General features: G+C 59.2%; 26 protein-coding genes. 9 read left to right on the forward strand and 17 right to left on the reverse strand.

Translation table 11 applies throughout. The features are described from left to right. Positions 1 to 138 precede the first annotated feature (138 nt). The 3 genes from PMI22_RS0129295 to PMI22_RS19245 all read right to left on the reverse strand — a co-directional run bounded on the left by PMI22_RS0129295 (position 139) and on the right by PMI22_RS19245 (position 1,737). A complete protein-coding gene (locus PMI22_RS0129295; RefSeq protein WP_033049088.1) occupies positions 139 to 402 on the reverse strand; it encodes a hypothetical protein in 264 nt (87 codons plus the stop codon). 16 nt (positions 403 to 418) lie between these two features. Beyond that, positions 419 to 796 (reverse strand): DUF6124 family protein, encoded by a 378-nt coding sequence (locus PMI22_RS30455; RefSeq protein WP_007944784.1) that lies wholly within the window; start codon positions 794 to 796, stop codon positions 419 to 421. 371 nt (positions 797 to 1,167) lie between these two features. Further along, entirely contained in the window at positions 1,168 to 1,737 is a 570-nt protein-coding gene (locus tag PMI22_RS19245) for a DUF4174 domain-containing protein (RefSeq protein WP_007944785.1), read from the reverse strand. Positions 1,738 to 1,916: 179 nt separating this feature from the next. Between PMI22_RS19245 and PMI22_RS19240 the strand changes: the two genes are divergently transcribed. Continuing rightward, positions 1,917 to 2,285 (forward strand): VOC family protein, encoded by a 369-nt coding sequence (locus PMI22_RS19240; protein WP_007944786.1) that lies wholly within the window; start codon positions 1,917 to 1,919, stop codon positions 2,283 to 2,285. A gap of 20 nt (positions 2,286 to 2,305) precedes the next feature. Here PMI22_RS19240 and PMI22_RS19235 read toward each other — a convergent pair whose 3' ends face one another. Together PMI22_RS19235 and PMI22_RS19230 are read right to left on the reverse strand one after the other, a co-directional pair. Continuing rightward, a complete protein-coding gene (locus PMI22_RS19235) occupies positions 2,306 to 3,091 on the reverse strand; it encodes a sulfite exporter TauE/SafE family protein (RefSeq protein ID WP_007944787.1) in 786 nt (261 codons plus the stop codon). Between the two features lie 225 nt (positions 3,092 to 3,316). Further along, entirely contained in the window at positions 3,317 to 4,066 is a 750-nt protein-coding gene (locus PMI22_RS19230; RefSeq protein WP_007944791.1) for a hypothetical protein, read from the reverse strand. 136 nt (positions 4,067 to 4,202) lie between these two features. On the opposite strand from PMI22_RS19230, the gene PMI22_RS19225 reads away from it, so the two are divergent. Continuing rightward, entirely contained in the window at positions 4,203 to 5,024 is an 822-nt protein-coding gene (locus PMI22_RS19225) for an aldo/keto reductase (protein WP_007944792.1), read from the forward strand. 31 nt (positions 5,025 to 5,055) lie between these two features. Continuing rightward, positions 5,056 to 5,526, forward strand: coding sequence for a DUF1810 domain-containing protein (locus tag PMI22_RS19220; RefSeq protein WP_007944795.1), 471 nt, complete (start codon positions 5,056 to 5,058; stop codon positions 5,524 to 5,526). Here PMI22_RS19220 and PMI22_RS19215 read toward each other — a convergent pair. Next, positions 5,491 to 7,851 carry a DNA polymerase II gene (locus tag PMI22_RS19215; RefSeq protein WP_162131641.1) on the reverse strand — a complete coding sequence of 787 codons (2,361 nt, stop codon included), beginning with the start codon at positions 7,849 to 7,851 and terminating at the stop codon, positions 5,491 to 5,493. The two genes, PMI22_RS19220 and PMI22_RS19215, sit on opposite strands and share 36 nt — an antisense overlap. Before the next feature lie 222 nt (positions 7,852 to 8,073). On the opposite strand from PMI22_RS19215, the gene PMI22_RS19210 reads away from it, so the two are divergent. Further along, positions 8,074 to 8,514, forward strand: coding sequence for a CBS domain-containing protein (locus PMI22_RS19210; protein ID WP_007944798.1), 441 nt, complete (start codon positions 8,074 to 8,076; stop codon positions 8,512 to 8,514). Positions 8,515 to 8,593: 79 nt separating this feature from the next. On the opposite strand, the gene PMI22_RS19205 is transcribed toward PMI22_RS19210, so the two are convergent. Then, positions 8,594 to 9,223 carry a glutathione S-transferase N-terminal domain-containing protein gene (locus PMI22_RS19205; protein ID WP_007944799.1) on the reverse strand — a complete coding sequence of 210 codons (630 nt, stop codon included), beginning with the start codon at positions 9,221 to 9,223 and terminating at the stop codon, positions 8,594 to 8,596. A gap of 251 nt (positions 9,224 to 9,474) precedes the next feature. Between PMI22_RS19205 and PMI22_RS19200 the strand changes: the two genes are divergently transcribed. After that, the gene (locus PMI22_RS19200) at positions 9,475 to 9,876 is read left to right on the forward strand and encodes a hypothetical protein (RefSeq protein WP_007944800.1); all 402 of its coding nucleotides are present in this window, start codon (positions 9,475 to 9,477) and stop codon (positions 9,874 to 9,876) included. A gap of 80 nt (positions 9,877 to 9,956) precedes the next feature. Here PMI22_RS19200 and PMI22_RS19195 read toward each other — a convergent pair whose 3' ends face one another. Beyond that, positions 9,957 to 11,051, reverse strand: a complete 1,095-nt coding sequence (locus PMI22_RS19195; RefSeq protein WP_007944801.1) for a DUF1615 domain-containing protein — start codon at positions 11,049 to 11,051, stop codon at positions 9,957 to 9,959. Positions 11,052 to 11,236: 185 nt separating this feature from the next. Here PMI22_RS19195 and PMI22_RS19190 point away from each other — a divergent pair, with 185 nt between their 5' ends. Continuing rightward, positions 11,237 to 12,772: an FAD-dependent oxidoreductase gene (locus tag PMI22_RS19190; RefSeq protein ID WP_007944802.1), complete on the forward strand. Its 1,536-nt coding sequence runs from the start codon at positions 11,237 to 11,239 to the stop codon at positions 12,770 to 12,772. A 124-nt stretch (positions 12,773 to 12,896) separates the two neighbouring features. Here the strand turns inward: PMI22_RS19190 and hemB are convergent, their stop codons facing one another. From hemB to PMI22_RS19175, 3 genes are all read right to left on the reverse strand, one after another. Continuing rightward, positions 12,897 to 13,871: a porphobilinogen synthase gene (gene hemB / locus PMI22_RS19185; RefSeq protein WP_007944803.1), complete on the reverse strand. Its 975-nt coding sequence runs from the start codon at positions 13,869 to 13,871 to the stop codon at positions 12,897 to 12,899. A gap of 291 nt (positions 13,872 to 14,162) precedes the next feature. Further along, complete coding sequence (locus PMI22_RS19180; RefSeq protein WP_007944804.1) at positions 14,163 to 15,005, reverse strand: PhzF family phenazine biosynthesis protein; 843 nt, start codon at positions 15,003 to 15,005, stop codon at positions 14,163 to 14,165. 33 nt (positions 15,006 to 15,038) lie between these two features. Continuing rightward, positions 15,039 to 15,737: a glutathione binding-like protein gene (locus PMI22_RS19175; RefSeq protein WP_007944806.1), complete on the reverse strand. Its 699-nt coding sequence runs from the start codon at positions 15,735 to 15,737 to the stop codon at positions 15,039 to 15,041. A 375-nt stretch (positions 15,738 to 16,112) separates the two neighbouring features. Here PMI22_RS19175 and PMI22_RS19170 point away from each other — a divergent pair, with 375 nt between their 5' ends. Then, positions 16,113 to 16,784, forward strand: a complete 672-nt coding sequence (locus PMI22_RS19170; protein ID WP_405046847.1) for a histidine phosphatase family protein — start codon at positions 16,113 to 16,115, stop codon at positions 16,782 to 16,784. A gap of 166 nt (positions 16,785 to 16,950) precedes the next feature. Here PMI22_RS19170 and mnmH read toward each other — a convergent pair whose 3' ends face one another. Further along, a complete protein-coding gene (mnmH, locus tag PMI22_RS19165; RefSeq protein WP_007944809.1) occupies positions 16,951 to 18,048 on the reverse strand; it encodes a tRNA 2-selenouridine(34) synthase MnmH in 1,098 nt (365 codons plus the stop codon). Further along, entirely contained in the window at positions 18,048 to 19,082 is a 1,035-nt protein-coding gene (selD, locus tag PMI22_RS19160; RefSeq protein ID WP_007944810.1) for a selenide, water dikinase SelD, read from the reverse strand. The genes mnmH and selD overlap by 1 nt, the downstream gene beginning before the upstream one ends. Positions 19,083 to 19,296: 214 nt before the next feature. On the opposite strand from selD, the gene PMI22_RS19155 reads away from it, so the two are divergent. Together PMI22_RS19155 and PMI22_RS19150 are read left to right on the forward strand one after the other, a co-directional pair. After that, complete coding sequence (locus tag PMI22_RS19155; RefSeq protein ID WP_007944811.1) at positions 19,297 to 20,325, forward strand: IS110 family transposase; 1,029 nt, start codon at positions 19,297 to 19,299, stop codon at positions 20,323 to 20,325. A 462-nt stretch (positions 20,326 to 20,787) separates the two neighbouring features. After that, positions 20,788 to 21,564: an ABC transporter substrate-binding protein gene (locus PMI22_RS19150; protein ID WP_007944812.1), complete on the forward strand. Its 777-nt coding sequence runs from the start codon at positions 20,788 to 20,790 to the stop codon at positions 21,562 to 21,564. A 121-nt stretch (positions 21,565 to 21,685) separates the two neighbouring features. On the opposite strand, the gene PMI22_RS19145 is transcribed toward PMI22_RS19150, so the two are convergent. From PMI22_RS19145 to rhlB, 4 genes are all read right to left on the reverse strand, one after another. After that, complete coding sequence (locus tag PMI22_RS19145; protein WP_007944813.1) at positions 21,686 to 22,312, reverse strand: helix-turn-helix transcriptional regulator; 627 nt, start codon at positions 22,310 to 22,312, stop codon at positions 21,686 to 21,688. Between the two features lie 89 nt (positions 22,313 to 22,401). Continuing rightward, positions 22,402 to 23,529, reverse strand: a complete 1,128-nt coding sequence (locus tag PMI22_RS19140; protein WP_007944814.1) for an NAD(P)/FAD-dependent oxidoreductase — start codon at positions 23,527 to 23,529, stop codon at positions 22,402 to 22,404. A gap of 147 nt (positions 23,530 to 23,676) precedes the next feature. Next, on the reverse strand, positions 23,677 to 24,624 hold the full coding sequence (locus tag PMI22_RS19135) for an ornithine cyclodeaminase family protein (RefSeq protein ID WP_007944815.1): 948 nt from the start codon (positions 24,622 to 24,624) through the stop codon (positions 23,677 to 23,679). A 136-nt stretch (positions 24,625 to 24,760) separates the two neighbouring features. Beyond that, positions 24,761 to 26,248, reverse strand: coding sequence for an ATP-dependent RNA helicase RhlB (rhlB, locus tag PMI22_RS19130; RefSeq protein WP_007944817.1), 1,488 nt, complete (start codon positions 26,246 to 26,248; stop codon positions 24,761 to 24,763). Positions 26,249 to 26,269 lie beyond the last annotated feature (21 nt).

The following is a 26,269-nucleotide window of genomic DNA, read 5'->3' on the forward strand; positions in this document are numbered from 1 at the left end:
CCATGAAGGCTAACGGTGTGCGCTGTAGGGCACTAGTTCATCAAGTGCTACGCAACTTGAATGAAACTTCCGAAGCCAGCAAAGACGGATACTTCACGCGCAAAAAAAATGGGCGATTGTTTAGATCGCCCATTGTCGTTACTGAGGCTGCAATCGTCGTCCGATGACATCCATCAAATCACAACCGTCGCGCAGCGGAATCGCCAACACCCGCGCAAAATCCTGTAACAGCAAAGCATCACGGCCCACTCCCTCCGCGACGGACAAGGTTTCCAGCAGTTGGGTCACGCTACGAATGCGATACGCTGCGGTTTCATGTAACACATCCACCGGAGCATCCGTATCAATCAGCAACGAAGCAATTTGGCAATCGATGCCCGTAATCGGCATGTATCTAGCCATCAGTGATCCCCCCCTCTCAATGCCGTACAGGTGGATGAACGACAGGCGCACCTTCGGGTGGGTCAACATTATCCAGCGCCTGGTTCACCAACAACTCGGCGATGACCGCCAATTGCTGTATCGATAGCGCAACATTGCGTTTCGAGCCTTCCAGCTTGCAGGCCAGATCCGTAATCAGGACATTCAGCGATGCCAGGGTTTCGCAGGCATGACATAGAAGGGTTGGTGAGTCGACGTCTGGAGTGATCGTGAAGACGTGGCTAATTGGGTCGGCGTGGCCGGGGTTTCGCAAACGCGCGCTGACGGTGCGCTCTGTGGTTTCTGAAAGTTGGACGGGATCGAGAGTTTCAGCTTCTGCTGAGACTTGGGGGGGATTGGGACTTAGTTTTTTCATGTGCGAAGAACCTCGGTAATTAAATAAACTGCCGATCTCACTTCCACAGAGAGGGTGGCAGCCGTACGCAGGTGTGGAAGTCCGGGATACCGAGAGAAACCCAGTGCACTCAAGAGTGCTCCTGCGCAAAGCTGCCATAAGCAACAATGTTGGCATAAAAAACGCAAACATGTGTTTACAGGTGCATACGCGTTCTCGGCAACCACCGGACTTCCACATCCGGCCGCTGATTTTGCAGCGGCCCGACAGAGGTTATCGATAGTGAGGGAGACGCAACAGTTCATGAAGTACGACGCGTCTTGCAGGAAATGTCCGAAGCCTTCGCAGGCCAGCGCACATGATCCTAGGACGCCCCGATTTTTTAGGAGGGTTCAGTCATCAGGCATTTCCGGCTGCTTGGCGGTTTTACCCGATTTGCCAGGCTTGGCGGCCTTGGTGCCTTTGGCATCTTTGGCCGGTTCGGCTGCAACAGGGGTCGCTACCGTGGGCGGGGGCGCTTCTTTCTCCGCCGCGGGCAACGCGTCGATGGTCTCGAATATCTTCTTCAAATCGACTGACTTTGATTCTTCCCCCGAACTCTCAAGCTTCTTTTCACCGTCCTTGCCGATCAGGATCACTTTGGGCAACGCCCCCGCACCCAGTTTGAGGGCGCGGATCAGTGCCATGGTGTCCTGTTGACCGAGATCCTTGCCGTCGAGCTGCCCGAACATGTTCAGCACGGTGTACACCCTGATATTTCGCTGGGCGATACCCTCCTTGTTGGCGGGATCGTTCAGAGACGTTTTCAGACCCGTCCAGACGGGGTCGACGGTGCTGGTCGCGATGACAATCAGTGGCCGGGACCGGCCTTTGTCCATGTCCAACGGTGAATCGCTTTCGGCTGCGAGCAAGGGACCGGCGAAAGCCAGCAAGGTTGTCAGGGTCAAAAACCTGATGAGCATGCGCATCTCCTTTTGATAACCACGCTCTAATGATTGCGCATCGCGGCGTTCGTTCCGGGTGACGTACCGCAATTGTGTTTCGCCTTGACCCAAGCTTAGGTCAGGGCGGTCATTGCGCAACAGGCTGGGCTAATCTCAAAGCCATAACGATCCACCTGAACCGCCGTGAGGACTTCTCCATGAGCGCTCAGCTGAACCACACCATTGTCTGGTGCCACGACAAGCAGGTATCGGCGAACTTCCTCGCCGATCTCCTCGGGCTGCCCGCACCCACGCCTTTCGGCCCGATGTTGATCGTCACATTCGACAACGGCGTGTCGCTGGATTTCTACAACAACGAGCCGCCGATTGCATCCCAGCACTATGCGTTTTTGATCGGTGACGACGACTTCGACAAAGCCTTCGCGCGCCTGCAAGCACGCGGCCAGCCGTGGTGGGCGGACCCGGGCAAGCAGCGGCTGAAGGAAATCAATGATTACGCAGGAGGACGGCGGGTGTATTTCGATGACCCTGATGGGCATCTGCTGGAGATATTCACCCGCGAGTGACACTGGCGAATCAGTGGGAATCAGAACGCCAGTTTGTAACCGATCAGCACCAACATCGTCGCCAGGCACGGGCGCAACAGTTCATCGGAGATCTTGCCGGTCAGATGACTGCCCAACCAGATACCCGGCAGCGAACCAATCAGCAGGTAACCCAGCACATGCCAGTCCATGTTGCCCATGCTTGCATGGCCAAGCCCGGCGACCAGGGTCAACGGTACGGCGTGGGCGATTTCCGTACCGACGAGGCGACGGGTCGGCAGCAGCGGATACAGGATGAACAGGGCCACGGTGCCAAGGGCGCCCGCACCGATGGACGTCAGTGCAACCATGGTGCCCAGCACCAGGCCGGTGATCACCGTCATCACGTTGAGGCGCTTGCCGCTGGGGTTGTAGTTGCCGCCGGCGCGATTGTGCGCGAACTCAAGCAGGCGCTTCTTGAAGAGAATGGCCAGCGCCGTGGCGAACAGAACGAAGCCCAGCGCCTGTTTGATGATGGCATTCATCGTTTCGGGAGCGGTGTGCAAGCTGCTCAGGAACCACAGCGTCAACGCCACGGCCGGCACGCTGCCCAGGGTCAGCCAGCCGGTAATCGCCCAATCGATGTTGTTGTTTTTCCTGTGAACCAGCACGCCACTGGATTTGGTGATCGCCGCGTACAGCAGATCGGTACCGACCGCCGTCGCCGGGTTGATGCCGAACCACAGCAGAATCGGGGTCATCAACGACCCACCACCGACGCCAGTCATGCCAACAATAAAGCCAACCACCAACCCGGCAACGACCAACCCGATGTTCACTAAATCCATTGATACGTCCACAAAAGCACAGGAGAAATCTGGCCCGCAGCATAGCGATTTTTCTTATAACCACTTATATCGATGCGGACTATCGTTATATCCGAGACGTAACCACCACCCCAATTCCTGTGGGAGCGAGCTTGCTCGCGATAGCGGTGTATCAGGCAACATCGATGGTGGGTGTCAGATTGCAATCGCGAGCAAGCTAGCTCCCACAGGGGAGTGGTGTCAGCCCTATTGCACCGGCAGGAAGTTCAGAAACAGCAGGCTCTGCGCGTAGTTCAAGCCGATGCGTCGGTACCGTTCGTCCAGCATCTGCGTCAGCAAATCCAGGCGCGCAACGATCTTGCCGAACTCCACGGCAAAACTCAGGTTACTGCCCTCCTCCGAGATCTCATTGGAAAACAGCAACGGTTCGCCTTGTTTGTTTTGTCGTTGGCTGAGAATCCACGTGGCGATCTCGATGTTGCGCGCGGCATTGCTGACGAACGTCGGGTTGATCGCATCCGTCATGTAGAACTCCAGACGATTGCCGTGAGCGGTCACCAACATGCTGCCGATGGCATAAATGAAGGCACCGACCCGGTCACCGAGAAACTCCGGACTCATCGCATACCTGAGCGCCGCCAAGTCTTTTTTGCCGCCGAGGGTGGGCAGTGGCTGTTGCTCTTCGATGGCCATGCGTACTTGCTTCCCCGCCGTTCGGGCGTCGAGGAAGCCGGATTTCTTCAGCTCATCGGGATTGCGCAGGTAGAGCTTGCTCATCAGCACGTAGAGGCTGTTGAGGTTGTCACGCATCGCCAGCGTGGCCATGCGGTCAACGCTGGTCTGGAGAAACTCCTGGGGGCGTCCTTCGCGGAACTGGCTGACGATGTCATTGCCCTGCTGCTGGCTGCAACCGGTGACAAAGAGCATCGCCAGGTAAGCCAGGAGCAAGCAACAGCGGTGGATCGCTCGGGTGATTAGGGGTAAAACTTGAGCCATGGGTTCTTGAACTTGGCATGGGCCAACGGAGGGGATCGCCATCGGCTGCCCAAGGATAGAGCCACCAAAAGCAAAAAAGTGCGGTGCCAACGGTCCGCCAATCCAGTATTCACCGAGGCACAGAGAGGAGGTTTACATGCGCACGCTTGAATTGGCCGGCGTCAATGTACCGGTCGTCGGCCAAGGCACTTGGCGTATGGGTGAGGATCCCTCGGCGCAAGCGCGTGAAGTCTCGGCCCTGCGCCTGGGCATCGAGTTGGGCATGACACTGATCGATACCGCTGAGATGTACGCAGAAGGCGGTGCCGAGGAAGTGGTCGCTGAAGCCATTAGCGGCTTGCGCGACAAGGTCTTTCTGGTCAGCAAGGTCTACCCGCACAACGCCAGCTGCCAAGGCATTCCCCTGGCTTGCGAGCGCAGCCTTCGGCGCTTGAAGACCGATTACATCGATTTGTACCTGCTGCACTGGCGCGGCCAGTTTCCCCTGGAGGAAACCGTTGAAGCCTTCGAACGCCTGCGTGAAGACGGCAAGATTGGCCGTTGGGGCGTGTCCAATTTTGATCTGGACGACCTGCACGAACTGAGTTCACCGGCCTGCGCCACCAATCAGGTGATGTATAACCTGGAAGAGCGCGGCATCGAATTTGATTTACTGCCCTGGAGCCAACAGCAGCGGCAGCCATTGATGGCGTATTGTCCCATCGGTCAGGGCGGGGAAATGCTGGCCCATCCTGCGCTTGAAAAAATTGCCGCCCGTCACGGGGTGACACCCGGCCAGGTCGCGCTGGCATGGATTCTGCGGCAGACCGGTGTGATTGCCATCCCCAAGGCGGTCAAACCTGAACATCTACACTTAAATGCACAAGCCCCGCAATTGCAGCTCGATCCCGGGGATCTGGAGGCGCTGGACCACGCGTTTCACGCGCCACAACGCAAACAGCGATTGGCCATGGTCTGAGCCCATCGACGTATTGTCAGAGGGTTTCTGCATGAGAAGCACCGATGCGCTCGATGCTTTTAACCTGCCACGTTTCATCAAGGCTCAAGAGCCGGTATTCGAGTGGGTCCAGGAAGAACTGAGTGCCGGTAAAAAACGTCGTCACTGGATGTGGTTCATCTTTCCGCAACTGGCCGGCCTGGGCGGGAGCGAAATGTCCCGATACTTTGCCATTAGCTCCGACGAGGAAGCCGTGGCGTATCTGGAACATCCGTTGCTGGGTCCACGACTGCGAACCTGCACGGAAATGGTCCTGAACATCAAACAGCGCTCGATCGCCGAGATTTTCGGCCATCCCGATGACCTCAAGTTTCACTCGTCAATGACCCTGTTTGCTCAGGTCACCCCAGAAAACAGCGTTTTTCATCAGGCCCTTGCGCAGTATTTTCACGGCATACCGGATGCCTGGACGCTGTCGTTGCTGGACTTAAAACAGGCCCAATTGCCCACCAATCAGGGTTGAGAAGTCGTCGTCCACGAACGGCAGGATCGCGTCTGCCACCGGTTGCAGTTGCCGGGTGACGTAGTGGTCGTAGTCGATAGGCGCGCTGCGAATCTCCAGTGGTTCGGGCCCGGCGACGGTGATCACGTAGCTGATCCAGCCGCCGTTCTGATACTGACGCGGGCGGCCCTGCCGGTCATTGAAGTCATCGGCGATGCGCGCGGCGCGCACATGGGGTGGCACGTTGCGCTCGTAATCATCGAGGGTGCGCCGCAGACGCTTGCGGTAGATCAGACGCTCGTCGAACTCGCCGGCGAGGGTCTTTTGCACGTAATCGCGTACGTAATCCTGATAAGGCTTGCGATGGAAGATCCGCGAATACAGCTCTTGCTGGAATTGCCGGGCCAGGGGCGACCAGTCGGTGCGTACGGTTTCCAGGCCTTTGTAGACCATTTCATCCGTGCCATCGGCGCGGGTGACCAAGCCAGCGTAACGCTTCTTGCTGCCCTCCTCCGCACCACGAATGGTCGGCATCAGAAAGCGCTTGTAATGGGTTTCGAACTGCAATTCCAACGCGCTTTCCAGCCCGTATTCCTCACGCACATGTTCACTCCACCACTGGTTGACGTGGTCCACCAGCGCGTGGCCGATTCGCGCGGCCTCTTCCTGGCCGTGAGCGCGGCGCAGCCAGACGAACGTGGAGTCGGTGTCGCCGTAAATCACCGTATGGCCCTGGGCTTCGATCAGCTGTCGGGTGCGCAGCATGATCTCGTGGCCGCGCAAGGTGATGGACGATGCCAGGCGTGTGTCGAAGAATCGGCAGCCACTGGAGCCGAGCACGCCGTAGAAGGCATTCATGATGATCTTCAGCGCCTGGGACAGCGGCGCATTGTGTTCGCGCTTGGCGGTTTCGCGGCCTTCGGCGACCCGGGCGACGATGGCCGGCAGGCAATGCCGGGATCTGGAAAAACGCGCCCCGCGAAAACCCGGTACCGAGTCGCTGTCATCAGGATGCTGCAAACCCTCAATCAGCCCGACCGGGTCGATCAGGAAGGTGCGGATGATCGACGGATAAAGGCTTTTGTAGTCGAGTACCAGCACCGATTCGTACAGGCCCGGTTGCGAGTCCATGACAAAACCACCGGGGCTGGCCTGTGGTGACTTGCCGCCCAGGTTCGGCGCCACAAAGCCCTGACGGTGCATCAGCGGCATGTAAAGGTGGGTGAACGCCGCCACCGACCCACCGCTGCGGTCCGCCGGCAAACCGGTGACGCTGGCGCGTTCCAGCAGGAAGGTCAGCAGTTCGGTCTTGGCGAAAATCCGGGTCACCAATTCGCAGTCTTTGAGGTTGTAGGTGGCGAGGGCCGGTTTGTCCTCGGCGAACATGCGGTTGATTTCGTCCATGCGCTGATACGGCGTGCTGATGGCCTTGCCCTCGCCCAGCAGGGTTTGCGCGACGTTTTCCAGACTGAACGAGGGAAAATTCCAGGTCGCCGAACGCAAGGATTCGATGCCGTCGATGATCAATCGTCCCGCCGCTGCCGCGAAGTAATGATTGCGGCTGCCATGCTCACGCCACTGCATCTCTTCGCCACCGCGTCCAAGCTTGAGCGGTACCGCCAGGCGCCGGGCGTGTTCATGCAGTATACGCAGGTCGAACTGCACCACGTTCCAGCCGATGATCGCGTCGGGGTCGTAGCGGGCAAACCACTCGTTGAGTCTTTTCAGCAATACGGTTCGCGAGTCGCAGTATTCGAGCTGGAAATCCACCGCGCTGGCGTCGCCGTTGGGTGGCCCGAGCATGTACACCTGGCGCTCGCCGCAGCCTTCCAGAGCGATGGAATACAACTCGCCTTGAGCGGTGGTTTCGATGTCCAGTGAGACCAGCCGCAACTTGGGCCGGTAGGTCGGGTCAGGTTTCATCTGCGCGTCGAGCAGCAGGCCCTCGCCATCAGGCGTACCGCCAAAGATCACCGGCGCCGTGATGAAGCGCTCCATCATGTAGCGCTCCGCCGGGCGAACGTCGCCCTCGAACATATCGACCCCGGCCTTGCGCAGCGCGGTTTCCAAACGCATCAACTGACCGTGCTGCTGGCAATACAGGCCAAGAACCGGGCGGTGTTCGAAATCCAGCAGGGCCAAGGGCTTTAGCTCGACGTTTTTCTCGCCGTACAGCACCTGTTGCGCTTGCTCGCGCTGGACGGCCGGAATGAACGCCACCGACGGTTGATGAGGCAGGCGGATACGCCGGGGACCCGTATCGGTCGCCAGCCAGAATTCGACTTCCGTGCCGGCCGGGGTGTCGCGCCAATGCCGGGTCAGGACGAAGCCCTGCTGTAAATCCACCACTGCAACCTCACGTATTGATTCAGGCTGCAATTCTACGCGTCATCAAGGGTCAGCGGGTCATGCACGCCACTTTCGACTTCTCTCTGCGGTTTCCACGCGGTTTACCGAAGAAAAACCGCTGAATGGCGTTTTTTGAGTGTTATCTGCCGCTTTCTTCCTTGCCCTGCGCGTCAGGGTCTACGATTCTTCAAGAACAACGACAACACCCGAGAAGCCACCATGAAAACCGTTGCCCAACTGCTCAAGCTCAAAGATCAGAAAAATCAGGAAGTGCACCAGATCAAACCTGATCACATGGTGCTGGAAGCGTTGATGAAGATGGCCGAGAAAAACGTCGGCGCCTTGCTGGTGGTGGAAAATGATGAAGTGCTGGGCATCATCAGTGAACGCGATTACGCACGCAAACTGGTGCTGCATGGCCGCTCTTCGGTGGGCACGCCGGTTCGCGACATCATGGTGTCCCCGGTCATCACCGTAGACACCCACCAAACCGTCGATACGTGCCTGGGCATCATGTCCGATCGCCGCCTGCGCCACCTGCCGGTGGTGGAAAACGGCAAGCTGATTGGCTTGCTGTCCATCGGCGACCTGGTCAAGGAAGCCATTGCTGAACAGGCAGAACTGATTCGCCAGTTGGAGCAATACATCCGCGGCGAATAACTAGTACCCACCGAAAAACCCTGTGGGAGCCGGGCTTGCCCCTGCTCCCACAAAAGCCCCACAGTTTATCTCCTTATCTTCAGTGCTCAGGCGGCCAATGCCGGGCGAAGACCGGTGCCAATGTCGGGTGTCGGTCGATGCGTTCCAGCCACGCGAAAAAACCGGGTCGGGCGCTGCGTAAATGCTCTCGACTGCCGGCCCATCGAGACACTACCGCCGCCAGCACATCCAGCGCGCCCGGCGCTTCATCGCCCAGATACAACTCGCCGGAAAACTGATCGGCAAACACCTCCCAGCTCCAGTGCAATCGCGCGCGGGCGCCGGCCAAGAGGTTTTGCCTGGACGCCTCATCTGTCTCGGCCAACCAGCGTTCGGGGTAATCGATAATGCCGATGGCCACATAACAATTGCTGACGATGTACGCCAGTCCCCGGATCGCCTGATCACGGTCAGCGGGCAGTTTCGGCAATAGATTCGACTTGGGAAACGTCAGCCCCAGATGAATCAGAATCGCCGCACTTTCGGTGAGAACGCTGCCATCGGGCAGTTGCAGGGTCGGAATCTGCTTGAGCCGGTTGAGTTTCTCCAGTGTCTGGGCGGCCTCCGAGGACAGCTCGACGTCGATAAAGCGGTAAGGAATGTCGCACAACTCCAGCGCCGCTTCTATCGCCGCCGCGCCAGAGTTCTGGTGTCCGTAAAGCTGGTACATGGTGCGGCCTCCTGGCGAGACAAGAATGGGGTCATAAGAGGCGTCATCTGCTGGTCACGCTCCCAGTGTAGAAGCGGCGGCTGACCCCATCCGCACCTTCCGTCGACTGAACCATCCCGCCCGCGTGGGGCCACTCACGCCGCCTATCAATACCGTCGATGTTCACCATCACATCAATGAAGTTCTCATAAAAAATCCTCGGCGTAACATCCGCTCCATACCAACCAATAAACACCCCGGAGCACACCATCATGAAACGCCAAACCCTCCTCAGCATCGCTTTCTCGGTCTTTGCAGTTAACGCTTTTGCCGCTACCTCTGCTCAACCTGTAGTCGCTGAAGGCGGCTCGGATCGTCTGATTGAAAGCCGTGTGGCTGAAGGGGGTTCGGATCGTTTGATCGAAAATCGCGTGGCCGCTGACGGTTCCGACCGACTGATCGAAAACCGCGTAGCCGCTGACGGTTCCGACCGCCTGATCGAAAACCGTGTTGCCTCCGATGGTTCCGACCGTCTGATCGAAAACCGTATTGCCGCTGACGGTTCCGACCGCCTGATCGAAAACCGTGTTGCCGCTGATGGCTCCGATCACCTGATGCAGAACCGCGTTGCCGAAGGTGGCTCCGACCGTCTGATCGAAAGCCGCGCGGTGTAAATGAAGGGTTTTACCGCAGTACTCAACGAAAAACCCGGCCTCACCCGCCGGGTTTTTTTATGCCTGTTTTTTGCATCGGGTCACTTGCCAGCCCGCACCATGCAGCGCTGATAACGCCCGTCGACCCGATTGGCAAACCACGCGGTGGTGAGTTTTCGGGTGATTTTCGGGCTCTTCAGCTCGATCCCCGGCAACACCGCGCGGGGCAATGGCCGGCCCTCGGCGTGATCGGCCAACGCGAACACGCGCTGGTAGAGTTCGGTCTCCTCGAAGCTGAGACTTTTGCCCTCCTCCAGTTGATTGCGAATGGTCATATTGCGCATCCCCAATTGCTTGCCGAGGCTGCGCACCGCCAGTTCGGTGGTGCCGGCCATGATCGAGTCATAGCGGACCAGATCGCCATCCAGCGTCAACGGGATGCCTGATGCCCGACTCACCGCATTCTGAAACGCCGCATTGCGGCTGGCGTACCAACCGGCATTGAAGTCCGCGAAGCGATACAGCGGTTCTGTGTAGCTCACCGGATAACCGAGCAAGTGGGCAATGCCGAAGTACATGCCACCGCGTCGAGTGAACACCTCATGCCGGATCGAACCCTTCACCGGATACGGGTAACCCCGCGATTGCTGCTCGGCGAAATCGATGCTGACTTGCATAGGTCCGCCGGTGTGTACCGGGTTGAAGCCACCAAACAGGGTTTTGCCCATGGGCACCATGCCAATGAACTCATCAAAAATCGCGCTGAGTTCCTTTTCGCTGCGCGCTGCGTTGAGACGATCGCTGTAACTCTTGCCATTGGGTGATTTCACCTTGAGCGCAGCGCTGACCAGCAGGTCGGGAATGTGGGCTTTCTCGGCGCGACGGTCGATTTCCTCCCGAGCGATCTTGCCCAGGCCCGGCACAGCTGGGTCGACCTGGAAGGTGGATTCCTGCTCGGTAACGGCGAGCACTGAGCACAGGTTTTGCGTGGACGGATAAATGCTCTGCGCGGCGAATGCGGCGTAGATGTCCGTGGCCCAGCCTTGGCGATCCGTGGTGCTGGCCGGCAGCAGGCGCACGATTTCGGCCTTGACCTCGGCGGGCTTGCGCACTGGCGGTTCCTGTGTCCGCTGAGTGCCGCAACCGGCCAGCAGCAACAGCGCCACAACACCGGTAATCAATCGATTGGCTTGCATGGTGCTCCATCAAATCCGTTGAGCCGGGTTAACCATACGATCAATGGCATGGCGCAGGCTATGACTGCGGCCGTCGCAGCCTGTTCCATCGACACGCCTGTCGGGGCATTTTCCGTTGGGCAGCCAGCCTGCCCGCGCTTTGCGACTGGACCATACTTGAGCCAGGCACCGAGGAGAACAGGCTGATGACTCGTAGCGACGTACTGATCGTCGGCGCCGGTCCGACCGGGCTGGTACTGGCGCTGTGGTTGAGCAAACTGGGGATCCGCGTGCGGATTCTCGACAAGACTTCCGCCCCCGGCACTACGTCCCGGGCACTCGCGGTCCAGGCGCGGACGCTGGAGCTTTATCGCCAGCTCGACCTTAGCGAGGCCGTGGTGCAAAACGGTCATCGGGTGGCGGCGGCGAATTTCTGGGTCAAAGGTGAACCGGTGGCGCGTTTGCCCCTGAGCCGCATTGGCGAAGGCCTGACGCCTTACTCCTTCCTCGAAATCTACCCGCAGGACGAGCACGAACGACTGCTGATAACACGCCTTGAGGCGTTTGGCATCCACGTCGAGCGCAACACTGAGCTGGAGTATTTCGAAGACTCCGGCGCTGGCGTCACCGTCCAACTACGCTTGCCCGACGGTCAACTGGAAATCTGCCAGACCTGCTACCTGGCGGGTTGCGACGGCGCCCGGTCAGTGGTGCGCAAGACACTGGACACGGGGTTCCCGGGCGGGACCTATCAGCAGATTTTCTATGTCGCCGACGTACAAGCCAGCGGGCCGACGTTCAATGGCGAATTGCATGTGGACCTTGATGAAGCGGACTTCCTTGCCGTGTTCCCCCTCGCTGGTACGGGTCGCGCCCGGTTGATCGGCACGGTGCGCGACGAGCGCGCGGACCAGGCTGAAACCCTGCGCTTTGAAGACGTCAGCAGCCGGGCCATCGAACACCTGAACGTGCAGATCGAACAGGTGAACTGGTTCTCGACCTATCGCGTACATCACCGGGTCGCCGACCACTTTCGAACCGGGCATGCGTTTTTGTTGGGCGACGCGGCCCACGTTCACAGCCCGGCCGGTGGCCAGGGCATGAACACCGGGATTGGCGACGCGATAAACCTGGCGTGGAAACTCGCGGCGGTGTTGAGTGGCGGCGCCGAGGCCAATCTGCTCGACACCTACGAAACCGAACGCATCGCCTTTGCGCGCAAGCTGGTCGCCACCACCGACCGGGTGTTCACTTTCGTCACCGCCGAAGGGCGCATGGCCGATGTACTGCGTACACGGCTGGCACCGTTTTTAATCCCCAAAATGGCTTCGTTCGAGACGTCCCGCGAGTTCCTGTTCCGCACTGTCTCGCAGATCACCTTGAACTATCGTGGTATGCCATTAAGCACCGGTGTCGCCGGACACGTTCACGGCGGCGATCGCCTGCCTTGGGCGCATGATGGTGAAGGCGACAACTTTGAATCGCTGAGAAATCCGGTCTGGCAGGTGCATGTTTATGGCGACACCAGCGACGAAATGATCGCTTGGTGCAATGAGCATCATCTGCCGTTGCAGGTGTTCTACTGGCGGCCGGCGTTTGAAGCGGCGGGGTTGGGACGCAACGGGTTTTACCTGTTGCGGCCGGATACGTATGTGGCGATTGCCGAGACGTGTTCCGATCCGAAGGTGATTGAGCGGTATTTTCAGCATCACGGGATTCGGCCTTACTTCGGCGCTACCTGATTCAACTCAAATCAACTGTGGGAGCGAGCCTGCTCGCGAAGGCGTCGTGACAGTCGACATTTCTAACAACTGATACACCGCTATCGCGAGCAGGCTCGCTCCCACAGGGGGAATGTGTTGGGGATCAGATCCCGGCCAGGGCCAGGTCCATCGCGAAGTAAGTGAAGATCAAATCCGCCCCCGCTCGCTTGATCGCGCCAAGGCTTTCTCGCACCACGCGACCCTCATCAATCGCCCCCGCTTGCGCCGCGAATTTGATCATCGCGTACTCGCCGCTGACCTGATACGCCGACAGCGGCAAACGCGAAACCTCACGGATGTCGCGGATGATGTCCAGGTAGGCGCCGGCCGGCTTGACCATCAGCGCGTCAGCGCCTTCCTGTTCGTCCAGCAGCGATTCGCGCACCGCTTCGCGGCGGTTCATCGGGTTCATCTGATAGCTTTTGCGATCGCCCTTGAGCGCGCTGCCGCCGGCTTCACGGAACGGGCCGTAGAGCGCCGAAGCAAACTTGGTCGAATAGGCCATGATCGCTGTCTGACTGAAACCCGCATCATCCAGCGCCCGGCGAATCGCCTGGACCTGCCCGTCCATGGCCGCTGACGGGGCAATCACATCGGCGCCAGCCCGCGCCGCAGCCACGGCTTGTTTGCCGAGGTTGATCAGGGTCTGGTCGTTATCGACTTCGAGGTTGTGCATCACACCGCAATGACCGTGGTCGGTGTATTCGCAGAAGCAAGTGTCGGACATCACAATCATCTCCGGCACGGCATCCTTGGCGATTCGCGACATGCGCGACACCAGCCCGTTGTCGCTCCAGGTGTCACTGCCGCTGCTGTCCAGATGATGCGACACGCCGAACGTCATGACCGACTTGATGCCGGCGCGGGCGTAGCGCTCAATCTCGCCGGCCAGTTTCGACTCCGGAATACGCATCACACCGGGCATGCTGTTGATCGGCACGAAATCGTCGATCTCTTCCTCGACAAAAATCGGCAGCACCAGATCGTTCAGATTGAACTCGGTTTCCTGGAACAGACTGCGCAGGCTCGCGTTGCGGCGCAAGCGACGAGGACGTGCTTCGGGGAACTGACTGGACATGGGCATTCCTGAAAATCGGAGGATGAGACGTTCGTCGTAGGGGGCGAAGCTTATGCCCTGCAAGGCGCAAGGCACAAACCCGGTGCGCGGAAAAAACCCTTACCGCTTCGGCAATAATCCCCACCTGCAATACACATCTTGTAGCAGCTGCCAAGCCCGCGAGGCTGCGTCCGGCCGCGAAGCGGTCGCTAAACCTGCCACCGTATTCTTCAGTCAAGCCGCGGTAACCGGACTGCGACCGCTTCGCGGCCGGACGCAGCCTCGCGGGCTCGGCAGCTGCTACAGGGCGGGTTATAGCGTCAGGGTGCCGCTGATACACGTCACCACCGCACCGCCAATCCAGATTTCATCGCCCACTTGATCCACCTGAATGCGCCCCGCCCGGCCCATCGTCAGGCCCTGGCTGACCACATAAGACGCTGGCGCCAGCCCCTCGGCGAGCAACCATTGCGCAATCCCGGCATTCAAACTGCCGGTAGCCGGGTCTTCCGGCATGCCGTCACCGGAGATGAAGGCCCGTACTTCGAACTGCGCGTCATCGCCATCACGCTCGGGATTCCACGGCGCGATCACGCCGACCGCCAGGCCAAGCATCTGCGAGTGATCCGGTTGCAAATCCAGCACCTGCTGGCGCTCCTCGACCATGACCGCCAACCAGCCAGCACCGTTATCCACCCACTGCGCCCGGACAATCGCGCCGACCTCCAGGCCGAGCCCGCGTCGCACGCGCTCCACCAGATCGGCGTCCACCGGCCCGGCGTTGATCAGGGGCGGCGCGAGAAACGCCAGTTCCGCGCCTTGCCGGCGGACCCGCACCAACCCGACGCCACACTCCTGAATGATCTCCTCGCCCTTGGGCACGCCGCCCGCCTCAAGCCATGCATGGCAGGTGCCCAACGTCGGATGGCCGGCGAAGGGCAATTCGTTCAGGGTGGTGAAGATCCGCATGCGGTAGTCGGCACGTGGATCGCGCGGTTCCAGCACGAAGGTGGTTTCACTGAGGTTGGTCCAGGTCGCGAACGCGGCCATGCGTTCGTCACTGAGCTCGTCCGCACCGAACACCACCGCCAATGGATTGCCCTTGAGGGCGACGCGGCTGAAAACATCTACTTGTTTGAAATCGAATGAGCTCATTGCCTGCCTTGGTCTTGATGAAGTCAAAAGGATCTACTTGGGTATTTCCAGCCCGCGCATCACCGCCGGCCGCGCCAGAAAGCGCTCCAGCACCCGCGTGACGTTCTTGAAGTCCTTGATGCCCACCAGATCGCCAGCCTCATAGAAGCCGATCAGGTTGCGCACCCACGGGAACGTTGCGATGTCGGCGATGGTGTAGCGCTCGCCCATGATCCAGTCGCGACCTTCAAGGCGTGCATCCAGAACCTTTAACAACCGTTTACTTTCATCGACGTAACGGTCGCGGGGCCGTTTGTCTTCATAGTCCTTGCCGGCAAATTTGTTGAAAAAACCGAGCTGGCCAAACATCGGCCCGATGCCGCCCATTTGAAACATCAGCCATTGAATCGTCTCGTACCGCGCTGCCGTTTCCTGGGCCAGCAGTTGCCCGCTCTTGTCGGCGAGGTAAATCAGAATCGCCCCGGACTCGAACAATGGCAGGGGTTTGTCGTCGGGACCGTGGGGGTCGAGGATCGCCGGGATTTTGTTGTTGGGGTTCAGCGAAAGAAATTCGGGGGACATCTGGTCCTGGGTGTCGAAGCCCACGCGGTGCGGTTCGTAGGGCAGTCCGATCTCTTCGAGCATGATCGACACCTTGACGCCGTTGGGGGTCGGCAAGGAGTAAAGCTGGATCCAGTCGGGGTACTGAGCCGGCCATTTTTGAGTAATCGGGAATTTAGACAGATCGGTCATCGGGAGCATCCATCGCCAAAAGAAAGGCTTGAGCATAATCCAGGATCACCGCCCACCGGTTGCGATTTTTTCGCGTTATCGAAACCGCTGATGACCAGGATCAATAGCATTCAGCGTTAGCCAGCCCCTCTAGCGCGTACCCTGTCCATAATTTCGCAACATTCTGTCGATAACCTTTGCTGCAACCCGTTCAAGCTTGTCGATACAGTGCCGCCCCCGCCGGAATCGAACCAAAAGGGCTTCAGAGGACTCTGAGCAATGCCCTTTCGGACACGGACCGGCTCAAAGACATGGAAAACACCCCGAAGCTGGAAGCTCGCGGTGTAAAGGTTTGTCAGCCTTAACTGAATGCGCTGAAGATCACTTATTCACATGATGAACCTTTCAAATTTCGCTAAACGCCTCAAACACCGTGCGTATGTATTTCTGCCAGCAATGCTGGTGACGAGCGCGTTGTTTTTGTCACTGGAGTCCAGCGAAAGCCGCGCCCAACCGGCGGATGGCACCCAAACGCTGGTGTTCCTGCGTCACGCTGAGAAACCCGCCGGCGGTCTGGGCCAACTCAATTGCCAGGGCCTCAACCGCGCCATCGACCTGGCCACCTTGTTGCCGGAAAAATTCGGCAAGGCCAACTACGTGTTTGCCGCCAACCCGACGCGCAATGTCGAGGAAGGTGAACTGGACAATTCCTACAGCTACATCCGTCCACTGATGACCATCAGCCCCAGCGCGATCAAGCTCGGTTTACCGGTGAACATCAAATACTCGGCCAACGACACCAGCGACCTGGCGGACGAATTGCTCAACAACAAGTATCACAACTCCATCATCTACACCGCCTGGTCCCACGGCTACCTGCCAGAGTTGATCAACAAGGTCGCAGCAGAAGCCGTCGGCAAGAAGCAGGACATCACCGAGGACTGGGAGTCCAGTGACTACGATTCGGTGTATGTGCTGACCCTGACCTGGCACAACGGCAAGGCCAGCCTCGACAGCCACAGCTACAAGCAAGGGCTGGATAACGGCTCGCAGACGTGTCCGACCTGAGCGGTCAGGGCTGTTTTGCTTAAGATTTGTAGCGCCTGCAAGGGCGCTATCGCGAGCAGGCTCGCTCCCACAGTGGATCTCGGTCGTACACAAATTCTGTGTTCACTGAAGATCTAATGTGGGAGCGAGCCTGCTCGCGATGGGGCCGGCAAAAACGGCCTTGCTGTTACTGACTCACCCTCGCCCGCAAGTATTCAAGAACCGCCGCCTTCTCCCCCGCAAACTCAATCCGCGCGCCTTTTTTCTCCCGCTGAAACGCATACATCGGGTCGTAGTACTCGCCAAGCAATCCTTCGATCCAGCCTCGGTGCAAGTCCACCGCCCCGCTTCGGCCCTGCTCTGCCAAGGCCTCTTCCATCATGATCAGCATCCGCCGATGGCGTTCACCACCCAGACGTTTCTGCACGTTGTTCAGGCTTTCCAGCAAGCGCTCGGAAAACCGCGCAAACCCTTCCTCGCCATGCACGCCAATGAACTCGGCACACAAGTCCACCACGTAGTCGCGCAATATCCGCTCGACGCGCCCTTCAAGGCTGTCTTCCAGCCAGACCATCGAAAACTGCTGCATGCCCTGATACAGCGGCAACGGCAAGGCGCAACTACCGACCGCCCGACTCTCGTCTTCCAGCACAAACTGCTCGATACCGTGGGCGCGTTTTTTCAGGACATCCACTGCCAGACGGTTTTCGAAATCGATGTTAGACGGTTGCCCGGTCGCGCGTTTGCCAAAGCTGGAGCCACGATGATTGGCGTGGCCTTCAAGGTCGAGTCCGTTGTTCAACTGCGTCAGCACTTCGGTCTTGCCGGTACCGGTCATACCGCCCAGCAAGACGAAATCGCACTGGGCAACGGCCTGATCGAGGGTGTCGAGCAGGAAGGTGCGCATGGCCTTGTAGCCGCCACCGACCCGGGGATAGTCAATGCCGGCTTCGTCCTTGAGCCACTGCTGGACGATCTGCGAACGCAAACCGCCGCGAAAACAATACAAGTAGCCCTCGGGGTTCGCTCGGGCGAAATCGGCCCAGGCCTGGATGCGCTCAGCCTTGATTTCGCCGGACACCAGTTGATGCCCCAGTGTAATGGCCGCCTGCTGACCTTGCTGCTTGTAACAGGTGCCGATGCGCTGGCGCTCGCTGTCATTCATCAGCGGCAGGTTGACCACGCCGGGGAATGAACCCTTGCTGAATTCCACCGGCGCGCGGGCGTCCATCATCGGCCGGTCGTTGAGAAAGATGTCGCGGTAATCGGTGAAGTCGCGTGACATCAAAACACCTCAACCGCGTGTGTCTGTCGCTCAACCAGTTCACCGATGGGTTCCAGGCTCAGACCCAGTTCAGCCGCCACCGCGAGGAACCGTTCGTTGCCCTCGGGTGTGACCGCAATCAGCAGGCCACCGCTGGTCTGCGGATCGCACAGCACGCGTTTGTGCAGCTCCTGAAGTCGTCCCAGTTTGCTGGCGTAGCTGTCGAAGTTGCGCAGCGTCCCGCCTGGCACGCAGCCTTGGTCGAGGTAGTACTCGACACCCGGCAGGCGTGGCACGCGGTTGTATTCGATGCGGGCGGTCAGATGGCTGCCATCGGCCATTTCTACCAAATGCCCCAGTAGACCAAACCCGGTGACGTCGGTCATCGCAGTCACGCCGTCGAGCTTGCCGAAACGGCTGCCGGGTTTGTTCAGGGTGCACATCCAGTCGCGGGCCAGACCGATATCGGCCGTGCGCAACTTGCCCTTTTTCTCGGCGGTGGTGAGGATGCCGATGCCCAGTGGCTTGGTCAGATAGAGCAGGCAACCGGCCGTGGCCGTGTCGTTGCGTTTCATGTGGCGCTTTTCCACCAGACCGGTCACGGCCAGGCCGAAGATCGGCTCCGGTGCATCGATGGAGTGACCACCGGCCAATGGAATCCCGGCCTCATCGCAGACCGAGCGCCCGCCGCGAATCACTTCCCGGGCTACTTCCGGCGCCAGTACATTGACCGGCCAGCCGAGGATCGCAATCGCCATCAGCGGATCGCCGCCCATGGCATAGATGTCGCTGATGGCATTGGTGGCGGCGATGCGGCCGAAATCGAACGGGTCATCGACGATGGGCATGAAGAAGTCTGTGGTGGAGACCACGCCGCGTTCGTCATCAATGGCGTACACCGCCGCGTCGTCGCGCGAAGCATTGCCGACCCAGAGTTTCGGGTCCAGGTTCTGCGCCCCGCTACCGGCCAGAATCACCTCCAGCACCTGGGGGGAAATCTTGCAGCCACAACCTGCGCCGTGGCTGTATTGGGTCAGACGAATCGGCTCGCTCATGGGGTGCACCTAATGGGATCAATGCGGCCGATTCTAGCAGACGAGATTGATGTCGACTGTTAAGCCCTCATCGCCAGCAGGCTGGCTCCCACAGTAGATCTTCAGTGAACACAGCTATTGTGTATGACTGAGATCCACTAATGAAATGGCTACCCCCGCTGCCCCTGTGATCGCCCACTAAGCTTTCACAGGGGGCCTACCGGAGACCGTTGCCATGAACAAAGTAGCTATTGCCGCCATCGATCTTGGAAAACATACCTTCCATCTGCATGCCCAAGATGATCGAGGTCATGAGCTTTACCGAAAAAAGTTTAATCGGGTGGCGCTCGCTCAACATTTGGCGAACCTCGAACCGTGTACGGTCGTAATGGAAGCCTGTGGCGGTGCCCATTTCATGGCGCAGGAAGTCGCCAAACTGGGACATACGCCCAAGCTCATTGCACCTCATCTGGTACGCCCTTACGTGAAAAGCAACAAGAACGACTTCGCCGATGCCGAAGCGATCTGCGAGGCGGCAACTCGCCCCACGATGCGCTTCGTGCCCCCAAAAAACCAGGCTCAACAGGCGTTGGCGATGCTCAATTCGGTGCGTGAGTCCTACATCAAAGACCGTACCGCCACCGTCAACCGGATTCACGCAGCCCTGCTGGAAGTGGGTGTCAGCCTGGCTCCCGGCTTTAAATCCATCAAAGAGCTTCCAGCGTTGCTTGAGATGAGTTCATTTTCCGGCTCCATCAAAAAAATTCTGATGGGGCTGCATGAACACTTCAACTATCTGGATGGGAAGGTCAAGGCGCTGGACAAACACGTGGAATGCCAGGCCGCTGAAGATGATCTGGCGTCTCGCTTGATGACCATGCCCTGCGTCGGCCCGATCACCTCCAGCGCCCTGGCTGCCGAGCTGGGCGATGGCAAACAGTTCAAATGCGGCCGAGGCTATGCGGCGTCGATCGGGCTGGTACCCAAACAACACGGCACGGGTGACAAAACCGTGTTGCTGGGCATCAGTAAGCGCGGCGATCGAAACCAGAGACGCCTGCTCATCCAGTGCGCCCGTGTTTACCTGATACAACTGGACCGACAGAAAGGAGCCCTGGCGGACTGGGTCCGCCAGCTATTAGCGTCCCGCCATCACTCCAATCTCGTGGTCTGCGCGCTGGCCAACAAGCTGGCAAGAATCGCCTGGGCAATTGCGGCCCATCACACTGAATTCGATGCGGGGCCAGCCGCGATGAACGCCTGACCCCGCTGTCACCCGAGCACCACCCACCTGGTTTTGCGATGCTGGATAACTGATGACGTGAACGGCCAACCGGCCTGACGACAACCCTGAGCTCCCACACGGCTGAAAGGCCGTTCCACTAATTAGGATCGTCGGGCATCGATTCTCATCGAGGCGCGGGGCCACAACCCCACTCAGACGCCGGATAGATGAAAGCAAGCCAAACACGGCATCAAAAACAGTATTGCAGAAAAGGGGGTAACCATAGATGTGGGAGCCAGCCTGCTGGCGATGGGGCTATTCGCTTCACCCAATAACCAACTGACTCACCGCCCGACCATCGACCGGGCATGATCCCGCTTGCCCGATTGACGGGTAATACATAAAAGTCCAGTATGGAATTACAAGTACAAAAAACCTGTTCACCGTTTCAGCTCTTCCTTCTGTCTTGCCAAACCAACAACAACCCGCGAGAGAACGAACATGAAGAAATTCCCCCTCATCACCGGTCTGGCCCTGAGCCTGTTGGCGTGCAGCAGCGTGTTTGCCGCCGAAAAAGCGCTGCGCATCGGTATCGAGGCGGCTTACCCGCCGTTCGCCTCCAAAACCGACGAGGGCAAGATTGTCGGTTTCGACTATGACATCGGCAACGCCCTGTGTGCGCAGATGAAGGTCGAGTGCGTGTGGGTCGAAGGCGAATTCGACGGTCTGATTCCTTCCCTTAAAGTGAAGAAAATCGACATGGCCTTGTCCTCCATGACAATCAACGATGACCGCAAGAAGTCGGTGGATTTCTCCCACAAGTACTACTTCACCTCGTCGCGTCTGGTGATGAAGGAAGGCGCGGTGGTCGATGACCAATACGCCAGCCTCAAAGGCAAAACCGTTGGCGTGCAGCGCGCCACCACCACCGACCGTTACGCCACTGAGGTTTTCGAACCCAAGGGCGTCAACGTCAAGCGCTACAGCAACAACGAAGAAATCTACATGGACCTGGCTGCCGGTCGCCTCGATGCGATTTTTGCCGACACCATTCCGTTGAATGACTTCTTGTCGATGCCGCGCGGCAAGGGCTACGCGTTTGTCGGGCCGGAGTTGAAGGACCCGAAATACGTGGGCGAGGGCGCCGGGATTGCGGTGCGCAAGGGCAATGCTGAATTGGTCGGCCAGCTGAACTCGGCCATTGATGGCATTCGTGCCAATGGCGAATATCAGAAAATCTCGGACAAGTACTTCAAGTCAGACATCTACGGCGATTGATAAATCGCCTTCGCCGGCAAGCCGGTCTCGCTCCCACATTTGATCTCCGCATGACGCAGATTCAGTGTGGGAGCGAGCCTGCTCGCGAAGAGGCCAGATCAAGCAACACAAACTTCCGAACCTAGCCCTTCAATTCCTTCAAATGCTTGTAAACCGTCGCCCGTCCCATGTTCAGCACATTGGCCACATAGTTCGACGCGCTCTTGCCCTTGAAAGCGCCTTCGGCATGCAGCGCCAGCACCAGTTCGCGTTTGTGATCGCGTGTCAGCAGGTTCAGGCTCAGTTGACGTTCACGCAGCCAGGCGTGCAGGAAGGTGTTGATCCGCTCCTGCCAGTCATCACGAAACAGTGAGTCCGGTTGCGGAATCAGTTTGCTCGGCGACAGGAACAGGTCGAGCGCCGCTTTGGCATTTTCGAACAACGAAATGTTCAGGTTGACGCACAGGAGGGCCAGCGGATGACCTCCGCTGTCGCGCAATACCGTGCTCAAGCTGCGAATCTTCTGACCATCCCAATTGAGCTTTTCGTACGGCCCAATGTTGGTTTCGCTGACATCGTCGCTGAGCATGTCCTCCAGCGCGGCGTCATCGCCGATTTCCCGTTTCGACAGGTTGTTGGCGATGTAGTCGATCTTTTGCGTGCGCAGGTCGTGCAGCACCACCTCGGCATGGGGGAAGAACAGCGTGGCGATGGCATCGGCAATCGCTCGGTAGTTGTCCAGCGCCGGGTCTTTTTCAGGTGCGTTCATACAGTGGAACTCCAGGCAGCGTCAGCGCCCCGCAAAAGGGGCGCTGGAAGTTTGCCGTAATCGTGTGGGCACGTCACCTGACCAGTCGATCAGCCCAGGCGGGCGGGGGAGAGCATGCCGGCGTCCAGCCCGAATCGCGTGAGCTGCTCGGGCAAGTTTTCACCGCGTACCAGCGCAGCACTGGCCTGGCCCATGGCCGGCGATGTCTGGATGCCATAGCCCCCTTGCGCCGCGACCCAGAACAGGCCGGGCACCTGCGGATCGAAGCCGGACAGTAAATCACCGTCGCTGACAAAGCTGCGCAACCCGGCCCAGGTTCGTGTCGGGCGGCGGATGGTCAGGGTGGTGGCTTCTTCGATCTGGTAAATGCCCATGGCAATGTCCAGTTCTTCTGGCTGTACGTCGTGCGGATCCACCGGGTCGGCGTTGGCCGGTGAGCCGAGGAACATGCCGGCGTCGGGTTTCATGTAGAACGATTCGTCGAGGCTGACCAGCATTGGCCAGTGATGGATATCCACGCCCTCAGGGCCGGCGAAGATGAAAGCCGCGCGGCGTTTCGGTTGCAGGCCCAGCGGCCGGGCGCCGGCCAGTGCACCGATTTTGTCCGCCCAGGCACCGGCGGCGTTGATGATGATGGGGGCGCTGAAGGTCTGGCCGTTGGTGGTTACGTGCCACACACCCTCGGCATCGCGGGTCAGGCCGAGCACTTCTGCGTCGGTGACGACTTCACCTTTGTTGCGACGGATACCGCGCAAATAACCCTGGTGCAGGGCATCGGTGTCGATGTCACTGGCGGTCGGGTCATAGATCGCGCCATGGACTTTTTCCCTGCGCAGGATCGGCATGTGGGCGCAGGCTTCGTCGGCGCTGAGTAGTTGCATCTCGGGCACCGTGGCTTTGGCGCTGAGGTACTGATTGTTCAACTCGGTGGGGTCGCCGGTGAAGTCCACGGTCATCTCGCCGCGTGGCGTCAGCAACGGGTGTTCGCAGAAACCGGCGGGCGGAGCGTCGAAGAAGTCGCGACTGGCCTGGGTCAACGCTCGAACCTGAGGTGTGCCATAAGCAGCGGTGTACAGCGCTGCGGAGCGGCCGGTGGAGTGATAGGCCGGATGCGATTCGCGTTCGAGCACAATCACCCTGGCCTGCTGCGACAGCCAGAAACCGGTGGAAGCCCCGGCAATCCCGCCGCCGATGATGATGAAGTCTGCCTGGCTCATGAACGTCTCCTGATGGGGCGCAAATGCCGTTGATATAGAGGAACCCTGTGGGAGCCGGGCTTGCCCGCGATTGCATCACCGCAGTCTGCCTGACGGAGCGAGGCGCCTGCATCGCGGGCAAGCCCGCTCCCACAGTGAGTTGTGGGGTTAGTGCTGCAGGTGGTAGATGGCATTGGCCAGTGCGATGTCTTCCAGGCCCAGACCGATGGAGCGGAAGAACACCGGCCGGTCGTAGTCAGGGCGTTGTACCTTGCCGCTCAGCAGCTCGGGCAGGTCGCCCAGAATCAAGCGCAGGTCCCAGCCATGTTGTTCGCCTGCGATCAGCATCTCACCTGCGGAGCCCGGCGTGGTCAGGCGATAGTCACAGAACACTTGCATGTCATTGAGGCTCTGCGGTGGCACTTCGTGGGCGCGCGGGGCGTTGGTGCTGATGGAGGTGATCAGCGCCGGTTTGCTCAAGCTTGACGGGTCGATCACCGGGCCTGCGGACGAGGTGCACAGCATGATTACGTCGGCGTCCTGAATTGCCGCTTCGTGACTGTCGACGATGGTCAGGCGTGGATCGAGGCTGTTGATCTGAGCCAATGCTTCAGGATTCTTGTTGCTCAGGCTCGGCGAATACAGGGTGATGCTTTGCCAGTCACGCAGATGCTTGACGTAGTGAAGATGCGCCTGGGCGACTTTGCCGCTGCCGATGATCGCCAGACGCTGCGCTGCCAACGGGGCGAGTGCATCGACAGCTACCGCGGTGGTTGCGGCCGTGCGTGCGGTGGTCAACTCACCTGCATCGCACAGCAGCAATGGCTGGCCGGTCTGCATCGACATCAGCAGGGTCCACGCAGTCACCAGTGGGCCTTGTTCGCGCACGATATACGGCGAGGTTTTAACCCCGTAGACACCATCTTTCGCCAGCACGCCGAGGTAGTTGATGAAGTCGCCAGCGCCCTGAGGGAACTCCACCAGTTGCTGCGCCGGTTGTACGGCCTGGCCGGCGGCCAGGTCGCGGAACAGCTTGCGCAGGATCTGCGGCACGTCGACTTTCTCCAGCAGTTCGCGGGCCTGGGATTGGTTGATTACGTAAGGCGTACTGGACATGGCTGGCTCCGGGCGCTGAACTAAACTAATTTGTCCATTATGGACATTTAGTTGTGTTGGGCAAGCTCTTGTAAAAAATCGGGGAAAAAAAAAGCGCAGTCCGTTTCCGGCTGCGCCTCTTTCTGCAAATTCCCGGTTATGGGCGTTTGCGCTCAACCGCCCGCAGTAGATGCGTCGGTGGTGTTTCACAGCTGATCTTGCGACCCAGCAACGCCTCGATGGACGGTAACTGGTAGGAGTCATCTTCACCGGCGAAGCTGATGGACACGCCATCGGCGCCTGCGCGACCGGTACGACCGATGCGGTGTACGTAGTCGTCCGGGACTTCCGGCAGGGTGAAGTTGATCACGTGGCTGATGCCGTCGATGTGAATGCCGCGACCGGCGACATCGGTGGCGACCAGTACGCGAATCTTGCCTTCGCGGAAACCTTCAAGGGTCTTGATACGCTTGTGCTGCGGCACATCGCCGGACAGTTGCGCGGCGTTGACGCCGTCACGCACCAGGCGTTCTTCAATGCGGCGTACCTCATCCTTGCGGTTGGCGAACACCATCACCCGCTCCCAGCCATTGTCGTTGACCAGGTTGTAGAGCAGTTTGTACTTGTCGGCACCGGCGACGGCGTAAATGTGCTGCTCGACGTTTTCGCTCGCCACGTTCTGCGCTTCGATCTCGACGATCGAAGGCTCGGTGGTCCATTGCTTGGCGAGGTTCATCACGTCTTCGGTGAAGGTCGCGGAGAACAGCAGTGTCTGACGCTCGTTCTTCGGCGGCGTCTGGCGAATGATCTGACGCACTTGTGGGATGAAACCCATGTCGAGCATCCGGTCGGCTTCGTCCAGCACCATGACTTCGACCATGTCCAAATGCACGTCGCCACGCTGGTTGAAGTCGAGTAAACGGCCCGGAGTGGCCACGAGGATGTCGCAGTGACGGGCTTCGAGGTGCTTGAGCTGCTTGTCGAAATCCATGCCGCCGACAAACGTCATGACGTTGAGGCCGGTGTATTTGGTCAGGTCGGCAGCGTCCTTGGCGATCTGCACCACCAGTTCGCGGGTTGGCGCAATGATCAGCGCTCGCGGCTCACCCATGTAGCGCTCTTTCGGCGGCGGGGTTTGCAGCAGCTGGGTGATGATCGAAATCAGGAACGCGGCCGTTTTGCCGGTGCCGGTCTGGGCGCGACCGATGGCGTCTTTGCCCGCCAGGGTAAAGCCAAGCACCTGCGCCTGGATCGGTGTGCAGTACGGGAAGCCCAGGTCCTGGATGGCGTGCATCAGTTCCGGGGCGAGTTTGAAATCGTGGAAGCGGGTTTTGCCTTCCTGGGGTTCGACGACGAAATCTTCGAGTTTCCAGGGAATGACCGGTGCCTTGGGCTTGGGTTCGCGACGCGGTTTTGCCGGTTTCGGCGCTTCGCTACGCGGCTGTTCAGAGGCAACGTCCGGGGCAGGTTGGGTGGCCGGTGTGGTCTTTGGCTCGTGTTTCGGTACCGCTGCGGTTGCGGTCCGGCCAGGCTGATTACCGTCGGTGCGGTGGCTGGGAGTATGAGACGGAGCGCTGGGAACTGGCGCGAGCTGCTCAGTCTCGCTTTTACCGAACATTTTCTTGAGTGCTTTGAGCACGGTCATCTCATCAATTGGTTAAGGAAT

Origin of the sequence: Pseudomonas sp. GM21 (assembly GCF_000282215.1) — a bacterium.
Classification (GTDB): Bacteria; Pseudomonadota; Gammaproteobacteria; order Pseudomonadales; family Pseudomonadaceae; genus Aquipseudomonas.

Coding starts and splice junctions, on each gene's coding strand:
- rhlB (WP_007944817.1), bottom strand. CDS start 26,248: ATGACCGTGCTCAAAGCACTCAAGAAAATGTTCGGTAAAAGCGAGACT.
- PMI22_RS19235 (WP_007944787.1), bottom strand. CDS start 3,091: ATGGATTTAGTGAACATCGGGTTGGTCGTTGCCGGGTTGGTGGTTGGC.
- PMI22_RS19135 (WP_007944815.1), bottom strand. CDS start 24,624: ATGTCCAGTACGCCTTACGTAATCAACCAATCCCAGGCCCGCGAACTG.
- PMI22_RS19170 (WP_405046847.1), top strand. CDS start 16,113: ATGAACCTTTCAAATTTCGCTAAACGCCTCAAACACCGTGCGTATGTA.
- PMI22_RS19205 (WP_007944799.1), bottom strand. CDS start 9,223: ATGTACCAGCTTTACGGACACCAGAACTCTGGCGCGGCGGCGATAGAA.
- PMI22_RS19245 (WP_007944785.1), bottom strand. CDS start 1,737: ATGCTCATCAGGTTTTTGACCCTGACAACCTTGCTGGCTTTCGCCGGT.
- PMI22_RS19190 (WP_007944802.1), top strand. CDS start 11,237: ATGACTCGTAGCGACGTACTGATCGTCGGCGCCGGTCCGACCGGGCTG.
- PMI22_RS0129295 (WP_033049088.1), bottom strand. CDS start 402: ATGGCTAGATACATGCCGATTACGGGCATCGATTGCCAAATTGCTTCG.
- PMI22_RS19225 (WP_007944792.1), top strand. CDS start 4,203: ATGCGCACGCTTGAATTGGCCGGCGTCAATGTACCGGTCGTCGGCCAA.
- PMI22_RS19210 (WP_007944798.1), top strand. CDS start 8,074: ATGAAAACCGTTGCCCAACTGCTCAAGCTCAAAGATCAGAAAAATCAG.
- PMI22_RS30455 (WP_007944784.1), bottom strand. CDS start 796: ATGAAAAAACTAAGTCCCAATCCCCCCCAAGTCTCAGCAGAAGCTGAA.
- PMI22_RS19140 (WP_007944814.1), bottom strand. CDS start 23,529: ATGAGCCAGGCAGACTTCATCATCATCGGCGGCGGGATTGCCGGGGCT.
- PMI22_RS19230 (WP_007944791.1), bottom strand. CDS start 4,066: ATGGCTCAAGTTTTACCCCTAATCACCCGAGCGATCCACCGCTGTTGC.
- PMI22_RS19150 (WP_007944812.1), top strand. CDS start 20,788: ATGAAGAAATTCCCCCTCATCACCGGTCTGGCCCTGAGCCTGTTGGCG.
- PMI22_RS19200 (WP_007944800.1), top strand. CDS start 9,475: ATGAAACGCCAAACCCTCCTCAGCATCGCTTTCTCGGTCTTTGCAGTT.
- selD (WP_007944810.1), bottom strand. CDS start 19,082: ATGAGCGAGCCGATTCGTCTGACCCAATACAGCCACGGCGCAGGTTGT.
- PMI22_RS19145 (WP_007944813.1), bottom strand. CDS start 22,312: ATGAACGCACCTGAAAAAGACCCGGCGCTGGACAACTACCGAGCGATT.
- mnmH (WP_007944809.1), bottom strand. CDS start 18,048: ATGTCACGCGACTTCACCGATTACCGCGACATCTTTCTCAACGACCGG.
- PMI22_RS19155 (WP_007944811.1), top strand. CDS start 19,297: ATGAACAAAGTAGCTATTGCCGCCATCGATCTTGGAAAACATACCTTC.
- hemB (WP_007944803.1), bottom strand. CDS start 13,871: ATGTCCAGTCAGTTCCCCGAAGCACGTCCTCGTCGCTTGCGCCGCAAC.
- PMI22_RS19195 (WP_007944801.1), bottom strand. CDS start 11,051: ATGCAAGCCAATCGATTGATTACCGGTGTTGTGGCGCTGTTGCTGCTG.
- PMI22_RS19180 (WP_007944804.1), bottom strand. CDS start 15,005: ATGAGCTCATTCGATTTCAAACAAGTAGATGTTTTCAGCCGCGTCGCC.
- PMI22_RS19240 (WP_007944786.1), top strand. CDS start 1,917: ATGAGCGCTCAGCTGAACCACACCATTGTCTGGTGCCACGACAAGCAG.
- PMI22_RS19220 (WP_007944795.1), top strand. CDS start 5,056: ATGAGAAGCACCGATGCGCTCGATGCTTTTAACCTGCCACGTTTCATC.
- PMI22_RS19175 (WP_007944806.1), bottom strand. CDS start 15,737: ATGACCGATCTGTCTAAATTCCCGATTACTCAAAAATGGCCGGCTCAG.